Below are 21,745 nucleotides of genomic sequence, written 5' to 3'. Positions count from 1 at the left end.
GCTGATATACTGGATTTGCGATTTGGTGAGATATACGCGACAGACCTTTGCATGCCCTTTCCTTCAGGAGGCCGCCCATGAAATGTCCCGTCTGCAAAAACAGTGAAAACCACAGCGAAATCGATGTTCGTTCCAACGGTTTTGACGAGAAAATCATTGCCTGCGATATCTGCGATACGATTTGGTCCGTCAACCATGGAGCCAATGAAATCGTCAAGGACGCGCAAGCCCACTCATTTCTTGAAGCCACCTCTGAGAGCGTCGAAGGAAACGATTACGCCTGGTCGACCTGAGCAAGGCGCTCCAGCCGGCCCAGCCCCAGCGCACAAAAAAAGCCCCGCCGGTGCGCGGCAGGGCTTCTCTGTGTATAGCGGCCCCGGATTTCTCACTGGTGGGGCCGCCGCCTATGTGCAAAAACTGTTTGCCTAGAGAATCGCCTTGAGGTACTCGCTGGTGCGGGCGCGTTTCTCGCGCTCCAGCTCCCGGGGATCGGTCTCGACGAATTTTTCGTCGGGGGTGATCTTGAACAGGGGCTGGCCCTTAGAGACGATGACGCCGTCGGCGCCTTCGATGAGGATCTTGTCGATGGTGCCCGAGAAGGGCGCGCGCACAGTGTTGAACATTTTCATGACTTCGATGATGTAGAGGGCCTGACCCTTTTCGAAGTGCATGCCTTCGTGAACGAAAGTCGGCAAACCCGGCGCTTCCTGCCCGTAATACATGCCGCCGCACACGGCCACGATTTCATCGGCCTTGGTCGCCGGTGGCGGAACCAGCACCTTCTTCATGCGCGCCTGCAGATCGGGATCGTTGAGGTAGCCGGGAATGGTGACCTCAAGATCGTCCTCGACGCAGAAATCCCAGAATTTGGTATTCAGACCAATCAGGAACAGCATACCGATGAGCTCCAGGCCGGCTTCGAAGCCGAAATGCGCGGACCGCACCTGCTCCCATTCCTGGGCATTGAAGCCTTTGGGCGCCTTGTCCTTCTGCAGAATCTCGTTAAGTTTGAAATAATCGTCTTTTTCCAGTTTGAATTTGTCCCGCAGGGTCGCGTAGAAGCGCAGTCCCTTCTGCAGCACTTCGTTGTCGTGATCCCAGATGACCTCAGCGGCAGTGGCCATAGGATCATAGTTCATGTTGAGGTATTCGTAGGTTTCCTCAAGAATCACCAGGGGATTGCGCAGCCACACCAGCTTGCCGTCATCCAGGCGGAAGTTATTGCGATGAACGCTCAGCCAACCCGAAAGCAGATGGGGATCGCCAAGGAGCCGTTCCATGGGGCGGGTGAGCAAGGTGCCCTTGCGATCCAGAACCTCGGACATGGTCTTGGTCTCTGCCTTGACGGAATCGGGTTGATCGGCGAATGCCTCACCGATGAGTTTGGCATAATGCTTCTTCATTTCCAGGAAGGCAAACACCGGGTCAAGCTTACCGGACTCTTCTTTGAGGGTTCCGACCAGAGTGAGGTAGGGCACAACGAAACGGGTGGTGGGCTTAGCCATGACGTTCTGGCCGAGGAACCAGTTGACCAGGCCGTAGTGAAACTCAAGGTTGGTGCCCAGATCGGTACCACGGATGGACATCTTGCACAGGACGCGGGACAGATGCTCATAGCTTGCGCGGCGATCTTCGCCCTGGGTAAGAATCAGGGCGATGTTGGAATCATAGGCCCCGGCCACTTTGTAACGCATGAACATGCCGGTATCAGGATTGGGCAGACAGATGCCCTGATCGTCGCGGATCTCGCCTTCCAGGGGCTTGGACCAGTAACGGATCATGCCGCCGGCATGGGGCGAAAGAGAAGCGTCGGTGGCATTGAGGCGCGCTTCGGCGCCGGCGCCGAAACGCTGGATGCGCTCAGGCCGCGGCAGACGCTTTTTGTGGCGGGCGAGCAAGGCCATGGCTTCGACCAGGGACTCGACGACAAAGAAATCGTTCTTGTCCTTGGGGTTCGTGAATTTCAGGCTGTAGACCAGTTCGGTCACCCGGTGTTCGACCTGAATGCGGGTATTGACTTCCATGAAGTAGTGACGGCCCCGATCGACGATGCACTCAAAGGTCGAGGCTGAGTCCAGACCCACCGCCGTGCCGAACCGCTCGGACTCTTCCTCCATGCGTTTGAGGACCTCGAGATCGCTCTCCAGGGCCGTCACCTGAGCGGTCAATCCGGCAGCCTTGGCTTTCTCGATCTCAGCGGCCAGACCCTCCTGGGTGACAGAGATTTCCAGAAGTTTTTGTTCATGCATCTGCAAAGAGCAGTCGCGCCCGCCCAGGGCGATACACCACTCGCCGTTGCCGAGCAATTGGATCTCGTTGTGCCGGGTCTGCTCGATATTGAGTTCGATGAGGACGTTCTTGTTATCGCCCACGCCCGTGGCTTTGACCTCATTGAGCACCTCGCGCACCATGGTCGGTGCTTCGGCCGCCGCCTTGGCGATCTGCTCGGAGGTGGGGCTCTTCGTCATGAGGAGTGAAGCGCCGAGAATGCGCTGGCCTTTGCCGCCGCCGCCGCCGATGGCTTTGAGGCGAATGCGGCTGCCGGGATAGCTTTTGAACATCTCGGCGACTTCGACCTGCACCTGGGCACTGAGTTCCTCGATGGAGTAGAGATCGATGCCCTTTTCATAGGAGGCATAGAGAATGGCGTCGGCCAGCTCATCCAAGGGCAGGTTCTCATCCTTGAGCAGTGCATCCTCGATGCTCAGATCCTCAGCATCAGCCAGGGCCAACAGCTTCTGGCGGGTGGGATGCTTCTTGAGCAGGGTGCGCGCGGTGACGTTGTTGATTCCGGGCGTGACACTGACGTTCACTTCAAGGGCGGTGCGCTTGGCTTCGTCTTTCTTGCCGGCGTCGGCCTGAGTACGTGAATTGGGGCCGATAAAAGTCAGCCCCGCCTTTTCGATGGCACCGACGAACTCCTCGTCTTCGGCCATAAAGCCGTAACCGGCGAAGATGGAATCATAGCCGTTGTCCTTGGCGATCCGGATGATCTGGTTGATGCGCTCAATGCGCTCTTCCTTGCTTGCACCGGTGTAGTCGGGCACGCGGTGCACGCGGGTGGAATCGGTGAGCTGGCGCAGTTCCGGGGCCAAGGCGTTGGGGTAGACGATGGAGTCCTTTTCCGAGAGCAGGATGCCGTAATGGCTGATTCCCATCTCCTCGTAGACATCCATGGCTTCCTTGCGGATGGGACCGCGGCAGACGATAAGCGGCTTGAGATCCTCGCAGGCAAAGGAGCGCACCCAGGCCGAAGAGGACTGGCTGAGGCGGCGGTCGCGATGGATCAGCGGATTGTTGCGGTAGTAATCAACGGATTGTGCCATGAGTCTCTATCTCCAATCTGATCATTTAAGTTCAGAAATTCAGGATTCGGGCCGGCTTATCAATGGAACTCGCGCTGTACGCCGCCCATGGGCGAGGGCTTGTAGTGGCGCAGGAAAAAGGCCAGGTTCTCGCCCAGCACCTTGCGCAGGTCGGTGGGCATGACGATGGAGGAGATGGAGCCCAGAGCCAGACCCTCGCGGGGATTCATCAGCTCCTTTTCGTAGCGCTGATTGAGGGCGGCCTCCTGCGCCTTGAGCCAGTCGGCGGCGGCTTTTTCCGCATCCTTCTTAGCCTCGTCGCCGTTCATGCCGGCCGCCACTCGCTCCTGGGTTGCGGCCTTGATCATGCCGGGCACCGCACTGCGGATCTTGCGCAGTTCATCCTTGTAGACAAATTCCTTGCCCGCCGGACCCATGACCGCCAGGCGCGTGGTGGGCAGGGCCAACACCAGGTCGGCGCCGGTCGGATAGTTGTTATATGAGGCATAGGCGCCGCCGAAGGCGTTGCGCAGGATCAGCAGGATACGCGGGGTGCGCACGTCGACGATGGAGTCGAGCATGGAGCGGCCCGCCTGCACGATACCGCGCGCCTCCTGCTCGCGTCCAGGGAGAAAGCCGGTGGTGTCCTCCATGAAGATCAGCGGAATGTTGTAGATGTTGCAGAAACGTACGAAGCGCGAGATCTTGAGCGCCGAATCGCAATCGATCTGGCCGGAGGCCACCGCCGAGTTGTTGGCGACGAAGCCCACCACGTGGCCGCCGAGGCGGCCGAAGGCGGTGACAACCTCACGGGCGCGCTCGGGCTGAATCTCGAAATAGTCGCCGTGATCGCACACCTGCTGAATGATGATGGAGACGTCGAAGGGCGTGTTGAAACCTGTAGGTGAGTTGAAGGCTTTTTTGAGCAGAGTGTTGATCTCCCAGGTCTTGCGCTCAAGGGGATCACTGGTCTCCTGGTAGGGTGCCATCACGCTGTTGTTGTCGGGCAGATAACTGTGCAGGCGCAACACTGTGCGCAAGGCGGCCACTTCGTCGCCAACGGTGAGATCGGCAACACCTGACTGGCCGTGGACCTTGGGACCACCAAGTTCTTCCGGTGTGATGTCCTCGCCGAGCACCGATTTGACCACCCCCGGGCCGGTCAGGCCGAAGAAGGTGTCGGTCGGCTGAATGACGAAACTGCCCTGGCGGGGCAGGTAGCTGCCGCCGCCGGCGTTGAAACCGAACATGCACATGATGCTTGGCACCACGCCGCTGATCTTGCGCAGGGCGGTGAAGGCCTCGGCATAGCCGTCGAGGCCGCCGACCCCGGCCGGCACGAAAGCGCCGGCGCTGTCGTTCATACCAATGAGCGGGATGCCCTTTTCCCCGGCCATGTACATGAGGCGCGCGAGTTTCTGGCCGTTGGTGGCATCGATAGACCCCGCACGCACGGTGAAATCATGGCCGTAAACGGCCACGTCGCGACCGTCAATGGTGAGAATGCCGGTGACCAGCGAGGCGCCGTCAAGGTTCTTGCCCCAGTTCTGGAACAGAATATTGGGCTGCGCTTCGGTCAGAACGCGCAGGCGCTCCCAGACCGTCATGCGTTTTTTAAAGTGCTGTTTTTCGATCTGTCCGACCTGAACCGACTTGATGGGACGCTGAATCAACTCGTGGCCCGCCTGCATCGCCTCCTCATAGGGGCCGGCTTCGCGCGAGATTTCTCCGGGAATCATGAATTCAACTTTTTCGGGCGGATCGAAGGGGTTCTGCAGTGACGGCTTAACGGCTTTTTTGGACATTTCGGCATCCCTCTGAAGAATTGATTTCGAAACTGGCGACGGATTGCAGCCGCATCCTGCGGTTCGGCCGTGCCGACCGGAAGCAAATGGCGCGGCAGGCGAAAAGCATTGGCGTATACTTAAAACAATGTTTCTCAGAAGCCCTAACGAAACAAAAATATCAAGGAATTGTCAAGAAAAATTTTACTAAGGGTAAAATTGTTCGGGGCATTTTCCCTTAATTTTGCCGACATTTTCTTACCTGACTAAATTTTATCCCAGCTCCAAAACAGCAAAAGGAGCGGCCCCCCAGGAAACCGCCCCTCTTTTGCACTGGTGCTGTTAAAAAACCTGCAATTCAAGTGATCGAAGACATGTGCACCTGCTTGAGGAAGCTCGACTCCGTTGCCTGGACAAGGCGCGCCACCACCTCTTCACTGGCGGGCGAGTCGATGGAAAAGACCACCATGGCCTCGCCGGCCTTGGCGCGCCGCCCGAGGTTCATATTGCCGATGTTGACCCCTTCTTCGCCGAGGATTGTGCCGATTTTTCCGATGAGTCCGGGGCGATCGACGTAGCTGATGACCAACATGTGCGGTTCGGGGCTGAAGTCGGTGTGGAAGTCACGCATCTTCACGATCTTGACCTTGCCCTCGAAAAGGGTTCCCGAAATGGTGCGCTTACCCTCGGGTGTGTGAATGTCGAGGGTAACGAGATTGGAGAAGGATTCGGTTTCCGTGGTGCGCACCTCCTCGACGGCAATCCCCATGGTGCGCGCCACCAGGCGCGCGTTGACCATGTTGACCTCGACCTCGGTCTGGCGATTAAGTAGAGCAGCGAGCCCGCAGACGGTCAAGGGTGCGCAGTCGTAGCGGGCGATCTTGCCGTTGTAGGTGAAAATGATCTTGTCGGGATTGGCCGGAGCGAGTTGCGAGAGAAATTCGCCCATCTGACTGACCAGCCCCATGAAAGGGCGCATATGGTCCATGAGGTCGGGATCGAAGCGTGGAATGTTGACGGCATTTTCCATGGGGTGCCCGTCGAGGTAATTGACCAGTTCGCGGCTGACATCGACAGCAACATTTCGCTGCGCCTCGAAGGTGTTGGCGCCCAGATGCGGCGTGACCACCATGCGCGGATGAGCGATAAGCTTTTTTACCAGGTCCGACTTGGGAGGCTCCTCGCTGAACACATCAAAACCGGCACCCAGCACCTTCCCGCTGTCCAGGGCGGCAAGCATGGCCGCCTCGTCGATGATTCCTCCGCGCGCGCAGTTGATAACGATGACACCTTCCTTCATCCCGGCGAACTGCTCCGGACCGATCATGCCGCGGGTTTCTTCATTGAGGGGCGTATGCACCGAAATGACGTCTGCGTAGCGAATGATATCCTCAAGGGGCACCAGCTTAACGCCGAAATCCTCCGCGCGCTTTTCCGAGATATAGGGATCGCAGACCAGAACCTCCATTTCAAAAGCCCTGCCGCGCAGCGCCACGCGGCCACCGACCTTGCCCAGGCCGACAATCCCCAGGGTGCGTCCTTTAAGTTCATGCCCGGTAAAGGGGGCGCGCTGCCACTCGCCGCTCTTGAGACTGGGATTGGCCAGGGTGATGTTACGACACAGGGTGAGCAGCAATGCCAGGGTGTGTTCAGCCGCCGAATTGGTGTTGCCGAAGGGAGCGTTCACGACAATGATGCCCTTATTGCTGGCATATTCGACATCGACGTTATCGATGCCGACCCCGGCGCGGGCAATAATCTTGAGCCCCTCGGCGTGATCGATCAAAGCCGCATCGATGCGGGTGCCGCTGCGGGTGATGATGGCGTCGTAGCCGCCGATAATCCGATGCAGTTCCGGAACGGGCAGGCCGAGCTTGACATCCACGGTGATCCGCGGATCTTCGAGCAACGGCTGCAGGCCTTCCTGGGAAATTTCGTCGGTGATTAGAACCTTCATGGACAACCCTCGTTTCCGGCGCCTGCGGGCGAATGCGCCGCAACCTGCCTTGGGGATTTGTTTGCAGAGGCCGAATTCTAGACCCTTTGCGCGGGGCTGTCAACGCCGTAGACCGCGCGACCCAGGCCCGTCCCTCGGCAGGCGGGGCAGGGGACTGGGGGCGCAGCATGCTGCGCCCCTACTTGACGACCTTGAGGCCGGGGGCTTTCTTCTCCTCGGGTTTTGTGGCGGGGGCCGCTTGGGGCGGCGGCGCTGCTGCTTCATCAAGGCTGGGCAGGGTGCCGGCGGCGATCATCTGCTCCACGGCGGCGGCAATGCTCAGACATTGCTTCATGCACACACGGTGCGCCGGACAAGTGGTGCAGTCGGCCGTGCCGCCCGCCATTTTCAAGGCGTGGACCACCAACTCCACGCTTTCGAGTTGATTGAGGGGGATGAAAAACATCGGTTTTGTCCTTTGCCATTTGTCATTGTGTTTGCCGATGCCCGGTCCTTTGTCCTTTGTCCTTTGCCTTGGCTCTTCAGCAAAGGGCAAAGGACCAGGCACCAAGGACAGGTTTTACAACTTCTTTCCCGCCACTTTTGCGAATTCAGCGAGCTTTTTCATCATGTCGGCGAACTGTTCGGGGCGCAGGGACTGGGGGCCGTCGCTGGCCGCGGTTTCGGGGTGCGGGTGGACCTCGACGATGAGACCGTCGGCGCCCGCCGCGACCGCTGCGTAGCACATGGAGGGCACCAGGGAGGCATGCCCGGTCGCGTGGGAAGGATCGATGAGCACCGGCAGATGCGTCTGTTCCTTGAGCACCGGCACCGCCGAGATGTCCAGGGTGTTGCGCGTGGCGGTCTCGAAGGTACGGATGCCACGCTCACAGAGAATCACGCGCTGATTGCCCTCGGAGAGGATGTACTCGGCGCTCATGAGAAATTCCTGGATGGTGCTGGCCATGCCGCGCTTGAGCAGCACCGGCTTGCCCAGTTGGCCAAGCATCTTGAGCAGGGCAAAATTTTGCACGTTGCGCGCCCCGACCTGCATGATGTCGGCATAACGCGCCACCAGTTCCACATCGCGCGGATTGACCACCTCGGTGACGATGGGCAACCCGGTTTCCGCGCGCGCCTGGGCGAGCAGTTTGAGCCCTTCCTCTTCCATTCCCTGAAAGGAATAAGGGCTGGTGCGCGGCTTGAAGGCGCCGCCGCGCAGCACCTGGGCACCGGCGGCCTTGACCGTACGCGCTGTCTCCAGAATCTGTTCTTCACTTTCGACCGAACAGGGCCCGGCCATCACCACCAGATTTTCCCCGCCAATCACCAGCCCCGGTGCGATTTCCACCCTGCTCGGTTCGGGGCGCACTTCGCGGCTGGCCAGTTTGTAGGGTTTGAGAATCGGCACAACGTTCTCAACCCCCGGCATGGATTCGAGGGCCTGGAGTACAGCTTTGCCGCGCTCGTCGCCGACCGCGCCAACCACGTCGCGCGTGGCGCCATGGATGACATGGGGCTTGTAGCCCAGTTCGCGAATGCGCTTTTTAACTTCAGCCAGCGCCTCGCGACCGGCCCCCTGTTTCATGACGATGATCATGTCCTGATCCTTTCTGGCAAATGCCTGGAAAGCGGACAGGCCGCCCGAAGTCTCCCGGCGGCCTGTCCTGATCTGTCTCCAGAAAAAGAAAAACCACGGGCGACTCCGTGCGAGTCTGCCCATGGTTTGATGGTCTGTGGAACTTTCGGCCGGGTGCTTATGCCGATAGACCTTCCCCCCGGGCAGACGGCCTAAAAAAGCCGTACCAAAAGGAAAAGCCAAAAAAGAAGAAAAAGACAGCACGCACCTGAAAACCTCTCGTCAAGAACAACGCCAGAATTTTAATCCTATTTTCCCAGCAATAGCAAGTGAGAAAATCCAGGTGGTTGAAAACGGTTCATCAGCGTGCCGCGGCCCTACAACGAATTGACGAAATACTCCACCCAGCGATGCACATTGTTACGCTGAACGGAGGCGCGCAACATACGCATGCGGCGCTGCCGCTCACCTTGCTCCATGGTACAGGCGCGACGGATGGCCTCGGCGGTGCCGTCGATATCATAAGGATTGACCAGCACGGCGCCCTTGCCCAGCTCTTCGGCGGCACCGGCGAACTCACTGAGAATCAGCACGCCGTTGTTGTCCACCGAGGCGGCGCAATATTCTTTGGCCACCAGATTCATGCCATCGCGCAGGGGAGTGATCAGAGCGATTTCCGCCGCCCGGTAATGGGCCAGCAGCTGCACCCGATCCAGAGAGCGGAACATATAGTGAATAGGAATCCAGCCCGCCTGGCCGAAGCGCGCATTGATGCGTCCGGCCAACTGATCGAGCTGGTCTTTGAGAAGCTGATATTCCGGCACCTGGGTGCGGCTCGGGACAACGATCTGCACCAGATTCATTTTGCCGTGCAGTTCGGGATAACGCTCGAGGGCCCGCTCGAAAGCCAACAGCCTCTCGGGAATGCCCTTGGTGTAATCAAGTCGGTCGACGCCCAGAATCAGTTGGCGATTTTCGTAGTGCTCGTGCAGATACCAGGCGGCGTCCGCCACATCGCGGCTGCGCGCATGATTGTTGAACTCACTGAAATCAATACTGATGGGAAAATGGCCGACGCGTATCTCGCGCTCGTCCCAGCGCAACAGAGTCGTTCGGCGACGCACCTCGGCCCGCAATTCGGGGAGCAATTCCCGGGCGCAGGCGACAAAGTTGCGCCGGTCGCGCAGGGTTTGAAAACCTACCAGGTCAAATTCGAGCAGGCCGCGCAATATCTCCATTTTCCAGGGCAGACGCCGGAACAGGTCAAGAGACGGGAAGGGGATGTGCAGAAAAAACGCCAGGGGGTTTTTCACGCCGAGTTCGCGTAACCGTCCCCCCATGAGCATCAACTGGTAGTCCTGCACCCAGATCAGATCCTCTTCCTCGACCCGTGTCGCCGTAACCTCTGCAAAGCGGCGGTTGACTTTGACATAAGCCTCCCAGTGCCGGGGATTGAACTGGCAGAGACCGAGCAGATCGTGAAACAAGGGCCAGAGGGTCATGTTGGAAAAACCCTCGTAATACTCTTCGACTTCCTCCTGGGTCAGCGGCACGGTGCCCAGGCCATAGCCTTCCTCGGCGGCAAAGCGCCCCACCAGCTCGTCCAGAGGCGCCGCCTCATCGCACCCCGGCCAGCCGATCCACATGCCACGGTGTCCTTTGAGCACCGGCGACAAAGCCGTCACCAAGCCGCCGGCACCGGCTTCCAGTTGCCAGCGGCCATCCTCCTCCTTGACCACAATGGGCAGGCGGTTGGAAACTGCAATAAGTCGCCGCGTATCCTTTTTGCTCATGTTGTCGGGCACTCCTTTCGATTGCCGCGTAATTGCGGCTCAGACATTCACAGCGGCACTCAACCGCCACACCCTGCCGTGCGATTGGGCCATGCAGCGAAGCATTTTTAAAACTTACCAAAAGATCCCCCCGCCGCAACTCCGCGGCCACCTCTGAGCGGCATCCACCCTTATAACCGGACCGTTGCGGCAAATTTTGTTGTTGACAGAGTCCGCCCGTTTTCGTTATATACTGACGCTCACTTGCCCAGGTAGCTCAGTCGGTAGAGCAGTGGACTGAAAATCCACGTGTCGGCGGTTCGATTCCGTCCCTGGGCACCAGAAGAAACAAGGGGGTTAGCTGTTTGCAGCTAGCCCCCTTTTTCTTTGTCCGATCCCAGAGGCGCCACACTCAGCGGTCCGGCAGTGTTATCAGCAATCGCCGCGGCAGTTCGTAGGTCACGTACAAAACCGGGTCGTTGCTGGTGAAGTCGCCGACCAGAGCGCGATTGCGCCAAATTTCAGCTCTCTGCGCCACGGAATAGAGGACGGCGGTCGCTTCAAGTTCCAGGCGCGGGTGGCGCACGGCGTCACACAGGCCAAAAGACTGGTAATGATCGACCCACAGCATCAAGACCGCATCAACTCCCGACGGGACCTGCGCGAGAACGTTGTCCGCCGTTTCATCGACCAGGGGGTCCGACGAAACAACATAACGCGGCGCCTCACGCGCGACCCGCGTCACCTCATAGCCTTTGCCTTCCAGAGCGCGTACAAGACTGAAGCGCAAGCGATTTTCCACATCCCGCTCACAGAAACCGCGCGGCGTCCAGTCGCGCACCACCACCGGCTGGACCGCAATCTTCGTGATGCCGTGAGCGGAAAACGCCGCATCCTCGACGGGCGCGACAACGGGCTGGGGCGCGCAAGCGCTGACCGTCAGCAGCAAAGCCATGGTTAGAACAAAGCGAACCAACATAAGTCACCTCCGTTTCCTGATACCTGGTACCGCCATTATACCAAGACCGGTGCTTTCATCTCTTCATTCGTCGGTAACTATTCCGCGGCAATGCCCGATAACGTCGCAGGCCGCGGCGATTGAATGCCCGGGTGAATGCGTGAGTCACGCGCGCGTTTTGGGCGCAAACGATGCCGTCGCGGCCGGCGATACATGCTGAATTGCTACCATTCTTCTTTAATTCTCTCCAACCTCTGCTAATCTTTTAGCAGTCGGCCCCCCTTGCCCGAAGAGGAACCCATGATTCGTCACGAGACTCTCAATCCACCCCCGCACATCTATCCGGTCAACGAGTGGAAAATCATCGAAACCGCCTTTTATCCCCGTTTTCTAGCCCAGACCGAGACTCTGTTCGCCCTCGGCAACGGCTATCTGGGCATGCGCGGCAATTATGAGGAGGGGCGCCCGTGCTTTCAGAACGGCACCTTCATCAACGGCTTTCACGAAACCTGGCCCATTGTTTACGGCGAAAAAGCTTTCGGCTTTGCCCGCACCGGCCAGACCATGCTCAACGTCCCCGATACCAAGACGATTCGCCTGTATGTCGATGACGAGCCTTTTTTTCTGCCGACCGCCTCTTTGCAACTCTACGAGCGGGTGCTCGATATGCAGAGCGGCACCCTTGATTTCGAGGTCCTCTGGGAAACGCCCTCGGGCAAACAGGTTCTGATCGAATCCCGGCGCCTGGTGTCTCTGGAACAGCGTCATGTGGCGGCCATCTCCTACCAGGTGACGGTGCTCAACGGCGATGTGCCGCTGGTGATCTCTTCCGAGATACGCGAGGCGCCGCCTAACCAGGCCGGCATGGAGGATCCACGCCAGGCGCGCGGGTTTGCCCATCAGGTGCTGATTCCGGTTCATCATCAGAGCAATGAGCAGCGCATGGTTCTCGGCCATCGCACGGCCACCAGCGGCATGACCCTGGGTTGCGGCGTCGACCATCGCATCGAGACGGAAAACCCCTATGCCGTGGATATGAGCTGTGACGGCAAACAGGGGCGTGTGGTCTTTTCCGTGGAAGCCCGAGCGGGACGCCCGGTGCAGATCTTCAAGTTCATCACCTATCACAGCTCGCGCGGCGGCGCTACACCGCAGGAGCTGTGCGAGCGCAGCGAGCGCACCCTGGATCGCACCCTCACCGCCGGATTCGATCACCTGCTCAAGCAGCAGCGGGTGTTTCTTGAGGAATTCTGGCGTAAAGCCGATGTCCAGATCGAGGGCGACGCCGAGCAAGCCCAGCGCCAGGCGGGGGAAATGCAGCAGGCCCTGCGCTGGAATCTGTTTCAGATCCTGCAGGCCTCGGCACGCGCCGAAGGCACCGGCATTCCCGCCAAGGGGCTTACCGGCCAGACCTATGAGGGTCACTATTTCTGGGACACGGAAATTTACCTCTTGCCCTTTCTTACCTATACCGAGCCGCGCATCGCGCGCAACCTGCTGCGTTTTCGCCACAGCATGCTCGACCGCGCCCGCGAACGCGCGCGGGAGGTCAACCAGAAAGGTGCCCTGTTTCCCTGGCGCACCATCAACGGCGAAGAGGCCAGCGCCTACTACGCCGCCGGAACGGCCCAATATCACATCAATGCCGACATCATCTACGCCCTGCGCAAGTATGTTGAAGTCACCGACGACAAAGCCCTGCTCTTCAACGAGGGGGCCGAGATGCTGGTGGAAACGGCGCGCCTGTGGCTGGATCTGGGGTTTTTTTCCGACCGGCAGGGGGGAAAATTCTGCATCCACAGCGTCACCGGCCCCGACGAGTACACTACGGTGGTCAACAACAATGCCTTCACCAATCTCATGGCCCGGGAAAATCTCTGGTATGCGGCCACCACTGTCGGGACCATGAAAGACCAGCATCCCGAGCATTATGCCACCCTGGTTCACAAGACCGGATTAGAAGAGGGAGAAATCGCCGACTGGCAGCGCGCCGCCGACGCCATGTTCATCCCCTATGAAGAGGAACTGGGTATCCATCCCCAGGATGACAATTTTCTCGACAGCGAAATCTGGGATATCAAAAACACGCCGCGTGACAAATTTCCCCTGCTGCTCTATCACCATCCCCTGGTCATCTACCGTCACCAGGTGATCAAGCAGGCCGATGTGGTACTGGCCATGTTTCTGCTTGGCGACGAGTTCAGCCGCGAACAGAAAAAACGCAATTTTGACTACTATGATCCTCTCACGACCGGCGACTCGTCCCTGTCGGCCTGCATTCAGTCCATCATCGCCGCCGAAATCGGCAATTCAGGTGAGGCGGTGCGTTACGCGCGCTACGCGGTACTCATGGATCTGGCCGATATCGGCGGCAACGTGCGTGACGGCTGCCATATCGCCTCCATGGGCGGCACCTGGATGGTGGCAGTCTACGGCTTTGCCGGCATGCGTGATTACGGCGGGCGCCTGAGCTTTGACCCGCGTCTGCCGCGAATGCTCTGCCGTCTGCGTTTCTGTCTGATCTTTCAAGGACAGGATTTGGAAGTTGAATTTACCCACCAACAGGCGCGCTACCGGTTGCGCGAAGGGCAGGGGCTGACCCTCAGCCATCAGGGGCAAAGGGTCGAACTGAAACCGGACGAGGAAATCGCGCTGCCCCTTGCAGGAGAGTCTCAGCTCTGCGCTGCGCGGAAAAAGGAAAGGCAGTGAGTAACTATTCAGCTGCGACGTCCGACAGTGCCGCAGGGTGCGGCGGGTGAGTGCTGCGGCAAATGTTTGAGCCGCAGGTGAGTTTTTGCCGCAAGCGATGCCGCCGTACCCAGCGGTGCATGCTGAACAGTTACGACGGTGAAATCACTCCCGGCGCCGCCCGCTGTGCGCATACCAGAGAAGCGCCAGTACCTGACAGGCGAGAATCATGCCGAAACCGGCGCGATAACCTTCAGGCGCGTAGCTGCCTTGGGCGGTTTCAGGCCAGAGTCCGATGACCGCCCCGATGCCCCACTGGGCGGCAAAGGCTGCGGAAAACACCAGCAGATTGAGGGTCGTATTGGCACGCCCGGTCAGATGGCGTGAAAAAGCCTGGGAGAGTACCGCATAGGGCAGGATGCACGCCGTGCCGCAGAACCCGAACAGCAGCCACAAAGGCAGGGTGAGGGGTTGCCATTGCAGAAGCAGCAGTGCCTGCACCAGCATGAACGCCCCCATGCCCCAGGCCGCTACGCTCATGGGCGCGACGCCGCGTCGCCCGAGACGCTCGGCCAGGGCGCCGAAAAAGAAATAGCCGGCGGTCATGGTCAACGCGATCAAGAGCAGGACGTAGGCCACCTCCTCGCGACCGCGACCCGCCACATCGCGCAGCCAGGGGCCCGACCACAGTCCCTGGATGGAGAGATAGGCCGCTTGGCCGGTGCAGGCCCAGGGCGCGACACGCCAGAAGGCGGGGCTGCGTAGGATTTTTCCCAGACCGCGTAACTGCTCGGGCAAGGTTTCGCCAACGCCCTCGCGCGGCTTCTCGGGAACGACCAGAAACAATGCCACGGCGGCGACAAAGGTCAGCAGGGCAAGCAGGGTAAACACCCCGCGCCAGTCGGTGACATGCAAGGCGGCAGCCACCGGTGCTGTGGCCGCCAGGGCTCCCAACCCTCCCGCCACCATCTGAATGCCGTTGGCCAGGGGCAAGCGCTCGGGCGGCAACCATTGGGCAAACGCCTTGAACGCCGCCATCAGGCAGGCCGAAACCCCCAGGCCGATCAAGGCGCGCCCCACCAGCAGCTCGTTCATGCTTTCGGCGCGCGCAAAGAGCAGGGCCCCGGCGGCCGCCACCAGCAACAATGCCGCTTCCACCCGGCGTGGGCCGAAGCGGTCAAGGAGCAGCCCCAGGGGCAATTGAAAGGCGGCAAAAGCAAAAAAATAGGCTGCCGTCAACAGACCGAGGCCCGCCGGCTCCAGAGCCAGGTCGCCAATCAGATCCGGCGCGATAACCGCGTTGACGGTACGGAAAAGATAAGAAAGAAAATAGGCGAAGCAGAAGGGCAGAAACACCCGCATCAGCACCGCAACGGACAGGGTCATAAGCAACTCCAAGAGCAGGCAGGTCCCTATTCATAACGGATCGGACGGCCTGCGCCAAGAGAAAACATGGGCCTCCATGAACGAATAACCTTGAGTCTTGAGCGGCCTGTGATAGGTTTTCTGGTATTCAAAACTGTGCTTGTCTGCCGCGACCTGCCGCGGAACGCGCCGCTCACCGAGGCCTTGCATGCCGACCATGTCCAACCCTGATGCCGCACCCGCACAGATTACCTGGCAGAGTAGCGACGATAACCGTCTGGTCGTTTGCTTTTCCGGCACCTGGGCAGGCGACCAACCTTTGCCCGACACGGCCGATCTTTTTACCCAACTCGCGGCGGGCCCGCGGGAAGTTGTGCTGCGCGGCGAAAATCTCGGCACCTGGGACAGCCGTTTTCTGGCCTTCGTGCTGGGGATTTCCGACGCCTGCCGTCGCCGGGAAATCACCTGCCTGCGTGAGGGGCTTCCCAGCGGCGCCCAACGATTGCTGAACCTGGCCGAAGCGGTTCCCGAGCAGGGCGGCAGCGGGCACCGAGAGACACCCTCGCGCCTCCATCAGCTTGGCGCGGCGACGCTGGAATGGCGACGCAAAGGCATCGACAACCTTGCGTTTTTCGGCGAGGTGTTTTTCAGCCTGATGCGCCTGGGCAGCGGCCGCGCGCGTTTCCGCCGGTCCGACCTGCTGCTCCATCTGCATGAAGCCGGGGTTCAGGCCCTGCCCATCGTCACCCTCATCAGCCTGCTGGTCGGGTTGATTCTTGCCTTTGTCGGGGCCGTGCAGCTGCGCATGTTCGGCGCCGAGATCTATATCGCCGACGCGGTTGGTTTGGGCATGGCGCGCGACATGGCCGCCATGATGACCGGCATCATCATGGCCGGGCGCACCGGTGCCGCCTACGCGGCGCAACTCGGCAGCATGCAGGTCAACGAGGAGATCGATGCGCTGCGCACCTTCGGCGTGCAACCCATGGACTTCCTGGTGCTGCCACGCCTGCTGGCGATGGGATTCATGCTGCCGCTGCTGACCGTCTACGCCATGCTCATGGGCATTCTCGGCGGTGCCCTGGTGGGTATCGGTCTGTTCGACATCCCCGCAACCCAGTACTATCAGCAGACCATTAACGGCGTGCCGCTGATTCATTTTGTCACCGGCCTGATCAAGGCAGCCGCCTACGGCTTGATTGTGGCCGTGGCCGGCTGCTTGCGCGGCATGCAGTGTGGACGCAGCGCCGCGGCCGTCGGTCTGGCGACCACCTCGGCGGTGGTCACGGCCATCGTGTGGATCATTGTCGCCAATGCCTTGCTGACAGTGATTTACTACGTGGTAGGAATTTGAGCTCAGCGCTGTCCGCTCTCCGGTCAGCAATAACAGGATCAGCCTCCAACGTGAGACCCACATCCATGTCCTCGGTTGCCGCGCCACCAAAAAACGAATTCCCCATCCGGGTCGAAAATCTGACCCTGGCCTATGGCGAGACCGTCATTCAGCGCGATCTGACCTTCAGCATCGCCCGTGGCGCCATATTCGTCGTCATGGGCGGTTCGGGCTGTGGCAAAAGCACCCTGCTGCGTCACCTGGTGGGGCTCCAGAAACCCGCTTCCGGGCGCATTTTTTATGGTGCTTTGAGCTTTTGGGAGGCCGATGAACAGACGCGCAAGCGCTTTCTGCGCCATTGCGGTATTCTTTATCAGAGCGGCGCTCTCTGGAGTTCGCTGACGGTGGCGGAGAACGTGGAGCTGCCATTGCGTGAATACACCCGCCTGAGCGACAAGGAAATTCGCGATCTGGCCCAATTTAAACTGGCCCTGGTGGGCTTGGCCGGATTCGGGAACCACTATCCGGCGGAAATCAGCGGCGGCATGCGCAAGCGCGCCGGTCTGGCCCGAGCGCTGGCGCTGGATCCCGACATTCTGTTTTTCGACGAGCCATCGGCCGGCCTTGATCCACTCAGCGCCCGGCGCCTCGACGACCTGATCCTGGAACTGCGCGAGAGCCTCGGTGCCACGGTGGTGATGGTGACGCACGAATTGGCCAGCATCTTTGCCATCGGCACCGACTCCGTGTTTCTCGATGCCGAGTCCCGCACCCTGATCGCCCGCGGCAATCCCGTTAATTTGCGCGATGAGTGCCCCGATCCGCGTGTGCGCCGCTTTCTCCGACGCGGCGCGGAGGAATGAGCATGAGCAAAAAAGTCAATCCCGCCCTGGTCGGCGCCTTTGTTCTGGGGGCGCTGGCACTTTCCCTCGCCGCGGTCATTATTTTCGGCGGCGGCCATTTTTTTCGCGCCACGGAGCGCTACGTGCTGTATTTTGACGGCTCCGTCAAAGGTCTTAATGTCGGTGCGCCTGTGGTATTTCGCGGCGTTCAGGTGGGCAGCGTGGTGCAGATCCGTATCGAATTCGACGAACGCGACCTTTCCTTTCGCATCCCTGTGATGATCGAAGTTCAACCCGACCGCTTCATCCGGGTGTGCTGTGATAAAGACGAAGTAACACAGGAAATGGACGTTGGCACCGAAGAGTTCATCGAACTCATGGTGGAACGCGGTCTGCGCGCCCAACTGCAACTCCAGAGCATCGTCACTGGGCAATTGCTGGTGAATATCGACCTGCTCCCCGACCGCCCCCCGCGCCTGGTCGATGTACCCACCAGGCATCCGCAACTGCCGACGATTCCCTCGCCCCTTGAGCAGTGGACGCGCACCATCGAGGAGTTGCCCCTCGACGAAATCGTTCACAAAGTCGTCGGGGTTCTCGACGGGCTGGAAAAGCTCGTGCAGTCACCCGATTTCGGCGAAACCCTGCACGATGTCCGTGCAACCCTGTCGGATGTGCAAAGCCTGGTGCGCGGCATGGAGCAGCGCCTGGAGGGAACCGATCAGGAACTGCGCGCAACCCTGGACAGCGCCCGGCTACTGCTGACCAATCTCGACCGGCAACTGCTGCCCCTGGCCGAAGTGCTTGGAGATGCGGCGCAGGCAGGGCAGAGCGCCCTGGATGAAACCCGACAAACCATGACCGCGATCAAAGAGACGGTCGCGCAGGATTCGAGTCTGCGCTTTCAACTGGAAAGCACCCTGGCCGAGGTGGCGGCGGCGGCACGCTCTCTGCGCATCCTCAGCGATTTTCTCGAGCGCCACCCCGACGCCCTGCTGCGCGGCAAAGGAGGAGCATCGCGATGAACCCTGCTCTACGAAAACTCTGCCCGACGGTTTTCTTTTTTCTGTCCGCCCTGCTGCTCGGCGGGTGTCTGATGCTCGGCGAGGGGCAGAGCGAAGCAACCCGCTACTACACCCTCAGCCCAATACAGGCCGATCCGCTTGCGCAATTCAGTGAAAAGCGGCCTTCCTTTCTGCCGGGCATCGGGCCGGTGCGCATCGCCGCCTATCTCGATCGACCACAACTGATGAAACGACGCAGCGCCCATGAGTTCGAAGTCATCGATGCCGCCCTGTGGGCCGAGCCCTTGCAGGAAAACCTTGCCCGCGCCCTGGCCGCGAATCTCGCCGGACACACCGGCAATCCCCAGGTTCTGCTCTTTCCCTGGCGTGCAATGCAGCGGCCCTCCCACCAGATAACCATCGAAGTCCGGCGCTTCGATGTCGGCCCGGACGCCCGGGCCTATTTGCAGGCCGACTGGGCGATCCAAACGCAAAACGGCGGCCCATCCGAGATGAGCCGCCAATCAGAATTCAGTGCGCAACTGAGGGAAACCGACGCCGCGGGCTCCGTCGCCGCCCTGAGTGAAACTCTCGGCGCCCTGAGCCGCGAAATCGCCCTGGCCCTGGCCGATCTGGCGGCTCAGGACCCTGACTAGGCTTATCCCCTCAACAAGGAGGGGGTGGTGGGTTCATAAGCGTTCGTAAAACGAAGGCCGCAGGAACTCAAAGTTTTCCACAAAGCGGTCAAAATCTTCCTGGTCACGCAGATCGTAAGCAGTTTCGGCCGCGCGCCACTGGGTAAAATAAAAAGCCACGACCCGTTCGCCGCGCCGGGCAAAGACCACCTTGACATGCACCTTGTGCCCCAGCACCGGCTCAATGCCCTCGGTTAGCGCGATCAGGCCCTCCTTACCGAACACCTCGGTCTTGTGCAGCTCGGGCTCGGCAAAATTGACGCGACTGGCCCACAAAAACCGCTGAAACAGCTCTTCTTGACGCTTCTGGAAATCGAGGGAATAGCCAAAAGGCTCTTCGGCATAGGCCAGGGTGCTCTGGCAGGGGTAGGCCTCGTCACACAACTTCATATAGGCCACCGAATAGTCGTCCTCGTCCAGATCGATGATCTGCCAGGGTGCCGGCGGCGGTACGAATCTGTATTCTTCCTGCCAGACCAGCGCCTCGCCCTCGCGCTTGAGTGAACTCGCCGAATCATCCGCCGGGGGTGGTTGGAGCAGGGCACAGCCGCTCAGGGGCAACAACAAGGCCGCGGCCAGCCCCAGAATGCGCATCCGCAATCCTCTCATCGCTGACCCTCCTCTTCATGAAGCTGCTTGAGCACGGTGAGAATTCCGCGATAGTCGGGATTGCCGGGTTGCATGTAGCGGATCACACCCCATTTGTCGATGATCACCGTGGTACGATTGAACATGGGATAGCCGGCCTGCAAGGCATTAAACCAGATGCCGATATGGCCGATGGGGTTGGAAAAAATGGGGAACTCCAGACCCAAATCTTTGGCCCAGAATTCAAGGGTTGCAACCTGGTCACGACTGACGCCCGCCACGCGGGCGTTGAAGCGGTCATAGAGATAAAGATTTCTCTGATGACCCTCCATTTCCCCCGTTCAGACAGGGGTAAAAGCGGCTGGAACGAAAGTCATCACCAGATGATGACGGCCGTAATAATCCTTGTCGTAATCCACCAGCGTGCCCTGCGACGTGGCAACCTGGAAGATCGGCGCCCGATCTCCGAGGCGTTTAGACATATCGGCGCGCTCCTGCGCTGCACCGGTGGGCGGAGCAAACAACAGGCAGGCCATGAGGGCCGGCAGAATTGCGCGGGCCCATCCTGCCCAACGCGGCTTTCGAACAATGTTTTCCATAGAAACCTCCCTAGGTGTAGAAAACGATCCGCATTCCGGAAAATCATTATCAAATATATTATCGCAGATAACGCGGAGCGCAACCATCCCCCGCGCTTTAGCCTCCGGCGCGCAGCAGGAAAAGAACCTCCTGGGGACTGACCTGACCCTGCCAGTTCCCCGTCAGACGCCCCCACAGGGATACACCGATAAAAATACCCACCAGCAGCACCCCGAAGGCGGTAGCGGTCAGGCGCCAGCGGCCAGCCCAGGTCAATTCTACCGCTCCGGCCACCGGACAGCCCTGAACACAGCGGTAGCAGGCGTAGCACTCCGCCGAGCGTACGCGGCGCTTGTGCATGACCGGCAGCCAAGCCGGACAGCGCGCGCTGCATGCTCCGCAGCGGATGCACAGATGCTCATCCCGGCTGATTTTACCCAGGGACAACAGGGACACCAGACCAAGCAGCGCCCCATAAGGGCAGAGATAGCGACACCAGGCCATCTGCACGAAAAAGCAGGCAACAGCGAGCAGGCCGATGACAACCAGCGTCGTGGCGGACGGATGCTGAAAAAACTCAAGCATGCGGATATCGGAAATCTTGTGGTAGGGCGAGGCGAGAAATGCGCGCAAGCCGGGCAGGGGCATGACCCACAGAATCTGGTAGGCGAAAAACCCCAGCAGCAGGTATTTGAGGCTGCGCAACAGCAGGTCGAGCCAGAAAGGCGGAGCAAAGGTGCGGCCACAGAGTTTTGCGCCAAGCCGCCACAGCCCCTCGGAAAGAGGGAACACCGGACAGACCCAGGAGCAGAAACCACGCTTGAGCAGCAGCGCGGTGAGCAGGGCCCCGAGCAGGATCAACGCTGCGGCGGGATGCACGGGAAACAACTGGCCGGCTTCGAACCAGTGGCGCAATCCCATCAGGCCGCTGATAGGCAGAAAACCGTCGACCGCCGCGGGCCGGGAGAAATCGGGAATCTCCCCCGCTTTGAGCAGACTCACCCACTGGGCGAAACGTACGGCCAGCCAGACATAGAACAGCATAAAGCCGGCCTGCACCAGGTAGCGCGGCAGCATGGGCGGCAGGCGGTGACGCGTTTGGGCGTTTCTAGCGCGCGGGGTTTGGCTGGGCTGTTCTTCGCGGTTCATCACGGCCTCCCTGAAGGTTGAAAAGGGGAGGGTACGCCCGCCCGCCAAATCTTGTCAATCCCGCTCCGTTGCGAGATCGAGGTAAAGCTGCGCGCCCGGCTCCATTCTTCATTGACAGGCGCCGGGGAGGTCGGTACCTTTTGAAACCCGACCAACAGGCATTCAGCA

18 protein-coding genes and 1 tRNA gene are annotated in these 21,745 nt (G+C 60.0%); 7 read left to right on the top strand and 12 right to left on the bottom strand.

Annotated features, from left to right (window positions below):
• Positions 1 to 77: 77 nt before the first annotated feature.
• Positions 78 to 293, top strand: a complete 216-nt coding sequence (locus GFER_RS03240; RefSeq protein ID WP_040096007.1) for a hypothetical protein — start codon at positions 78 to 80, stop codon at positions 291 to 293.
• Positions 294 to 425: 132 nt separating this feature from the next.
• Here the strand turns inward: GFER_RS03240 and GFER_RS03235 are convergent, their stop codons facing one another.
• The 6 genes from GFER_RS03235 to GFER_RS03210 form a co-directional block, all read right to left on the bottom strand.
• A complete protein-coding gene (locus GFER_RS03235; RefSeq protein ID WP_040096005.1) occupies positions 426 to 3,326 on the bottom strand; it encodes an ATP-binding protein in 2,901 nt (966 codons plus the stop codon).
• Positions 3,327 to 3,385: 59 nt separating this feature from the next.
• The gene (locus GFER_RS03230) at positions 3,386 to 5,110 is read right to left on the bottom strand and encodes an acyl-CoA carboxylase subunit beta (protein ID WP_040096002.1); all 1,725 of its coding nucleotides are present in this window, start codon (positions 5,108 to 5,110) and stop codon (positions 3,386 to 3,388) included.
• Positions 5,111 to 5,447: 337 nt separating this feature from the next.
• A complete protein-coding gene (gene serA, locus GFER_RS03225) occupies positions 5,448 to 7,046 on the bottom strand; it encodes a phosphoglycerate dehydrogenase (RefSeq protein WP_040096000.1) in 1,599 nt (532 codons plus the stop codon).
• A 178-nt stretch (positions 7,047 to 7,224) separates the two neighbouring features.
• The gene (locus GFER_RS03220) at positions 7,225 to 7,491 is read right to left on the bottom strand and encodes a hypothetical protein (protein WP_040095998.1); all 267 of its coding nucleotides are present in this window, start codon (positions 7,489 to 7,491) and stop codon (positions 7,225 to 7,227) included.
• 114 nt (positions 7,492 to 7,605) lie between these two features.
• A complete protein-coding gene (gene aroF, locus GFER_RS03215) occupies positions 7,606 to 8,625 on the bottom strand; it encodes a 3-deoxy-7-phosphoheptulonate synthase (protein WP_040095996.1) in 1,020 nt (339 codons plus the stop codon).
• Between the two features lie 356 nt (positions 8,626 to 8,981).
• The gene (locus GFER_RS03210) at positions 8,982 to 10,397 is read right to left on the bottom strand and encodes an alpha,alpha-trehalose-phosphate synthase (UDP-forming) (protein ID WP_040095994.1); all 1,416 of its coding nucleotides are present in this window, start codon (positions 10,395 to 10,397) and stop codon (positions 8,982 to 8,984) included.
• A gap of 245 nt (positions 10,398 to 10,642) precedes the next feature.
• On the opposite strand from GFER_RS03210, the gene GFER_RS03205 reads away from it, so the two are divergent.
• Positions 10,643 to 10,718, top strand: a tRNA-Phe gene (locus tag GFER_RS03205).
• 70 nt (positions 10,719 to 10,788) lie between these two features.
• On the opposite strand, the gene GFER_RS03200 is transcribed toward GFER_RS03205, so the two are convergent.
• Positions 10,789 to 11,355, bottom strand: coding sequence for a hypothetical protein (locus GFER_RS03200; protein ID WP_040095993.1), 567 nt, complete (start codon positions 11,353 to 11,355; stop codon positions 10,789 to 10,791).
• A 279-nt stretch (positions 11,356 to 11,634) separates the two neighbouring features.
• Between GFER_RS03200 and GFER_RS03195 the strand changes: the two genes are divergently transcribed.
• A complete protein-coding gene (locus tag GFER_RS03195) occupies positions 11,635 to 14,043 on the top strand; it encodes a glycoside hydrolase family 65 protein (RefSeq protein WP_040095991.1) in 2,409 nt (802 codons plus the stop codon).
• Between the two features lie 144 nt (positions 14,044 to 14,187).
• Here the strand turns inward: GFER_RS03195 and GFER_RS03190 are convergent, their stop codons facing one another.
• The gene (locus GFER_RS03190) at positions 14,188 to 15,408 is read right to left on the bottom strand and encodes an MFS transporter (protein WP_040095988.1); all 1,221 of its coding nucleotides are present in this window, start codon (positions 15,406 to 15,408) and stop codon (positions 14,188 to 14,190) included.
• A gap of 187 nt (positions 15,409 to 15,595) precedes the next feature.
• Between GFER_RS03190 and GFER_RS03185 the strand changes: the two genes are divergently transcribed.
• The 4 genes from GFER_RS03185 (at position 15,596) to GFER_RS03170 (ending at position 19,222) form a co-directional block, all read left to right on the top strand.
• Positions 15,596 to 16,741: an MlaE family ABC transporter permease gene (locus GFER_RS03185; protein ID WP_200889283.1), complete on the top strand. Its 1,146-nt coding sequence runs from the start codon at positions 15,596 to 15,598 to the stop codon at positions 16,739 to 16,741.
• 65 nt (positions 16,742 to 16,806) lie between these two features.
• Positions 16,807 to 17,583: an ABC transporter ATP-binding protein gene (locus tag GFER_RS03180; protein ID WP_040095984.1), complete on the top strand. Its 777-nt coding sequence runs from the start codon at positions 16,807 to 16,809 to the stop codon at positions 17,581 to 17,583.
• A gap of 2 nt (positions 17,584 to 17,585) precedes the next feature.
• The gene (locus GFER_RS03175) at positions 17,586 to 18,587 is read left to right on the top strand and encodes an MlaD family protein (protein ID WP_040095981.1); all 1,002 of its coding nucleotides are present in this window, start codon (positions 17,586 to 17,588) and stop codon (positions 18,585 to 18,587) included.
• A complete protein-coding gene (locus tag GFER_RS03170; protein WP_040095978.1) occupies positions 18,584 to 19,222 on the top strand; it encodes a PqiC family protein in 639 nt (212 codons plus the stop codon). Before GFER_RS03175 ends, GFER_RS03170 begins: the two co-directional genes overlap by 4 nt.
• A gap of 33 nt (positions 19,223 to 19,255) precedes the next feature.
• Here GFER_RS03170 and GFER_RS03165 read toward each other — a convergent pair whose 3' ends face one another.
• The 4 genes from GFER_RS03165 to GFER_RS03150 form a co-directional block, all read right to left on the bottom strand.
• On the bottom strand, positions 19,256 to 19,870 hold the full coding sequence (locus GFER_RS03165; protein ID WP_040095975.1) for a hypothetical protein: 615 nt from the start codon (positions 19,868 to 19,870) through the stop codon (positions 19,256 to 19,258).
• Positions 19,867 to 20,181, bottom strand: a complete 315-nt coding sequence (locus GFER_RS03160; protein ID WP_040095973.1) for a redoxin domain-containing protein — start codon at positions 20,179 to 20,181, stop codon at positions 19,867 to 19,869. Before GFER_RS03160 ends, GFER_RS03165 begins: the two co-directional genes overlap by 4 nt.
• A 9-nt stretch (positions 20,182 to 20,190) precedes the next feature.
• The gene (locus GFER_RS03155; RefSeq protein WP_040095970.1) at positions 20,191 to 20,448 is read right to left on the bottom strand and encodes a thioredoxin domain-containing protein; all 258 of its coding nucleotides are present in this window, start codon (positions 20,446 to 20,448) and stop codon (positions 20,191 to 20,193) included.
• A gap of 97 nt (positions 20,449 to 20,545) precedes the next feature.
• Complete coding sequence (locus tag GFER_RS03150; protein ID WP_052445902.1) at positions 20,546 to 21,577, bottom strand: 4Fe-4S binding protein; 1,032 nt, start codon at positions 21,575 to 21,577, stop codon at positions 20,546 to 20,548.
• Positions 21,578 to 21,745 lie beyond the last annotated feature (168 nt).

Source organism: Geoalkalibacter ferrihydriticus DSM 17813, assembly GCF_000820505.1.
Classification (GTDB): domain Bacteria; phylum Desulfobacterota; class Desulfuromonadia; order Desulfuromonadales; family Geoalkalibacteraceae; genus Geoalkalibacter; species Geoalkalibacter ferrihydriticus.
Note: the sequence above shows the minus strand (reverse complement) of the source record. Positions and strands in the feature narration are given on the sequence as shown.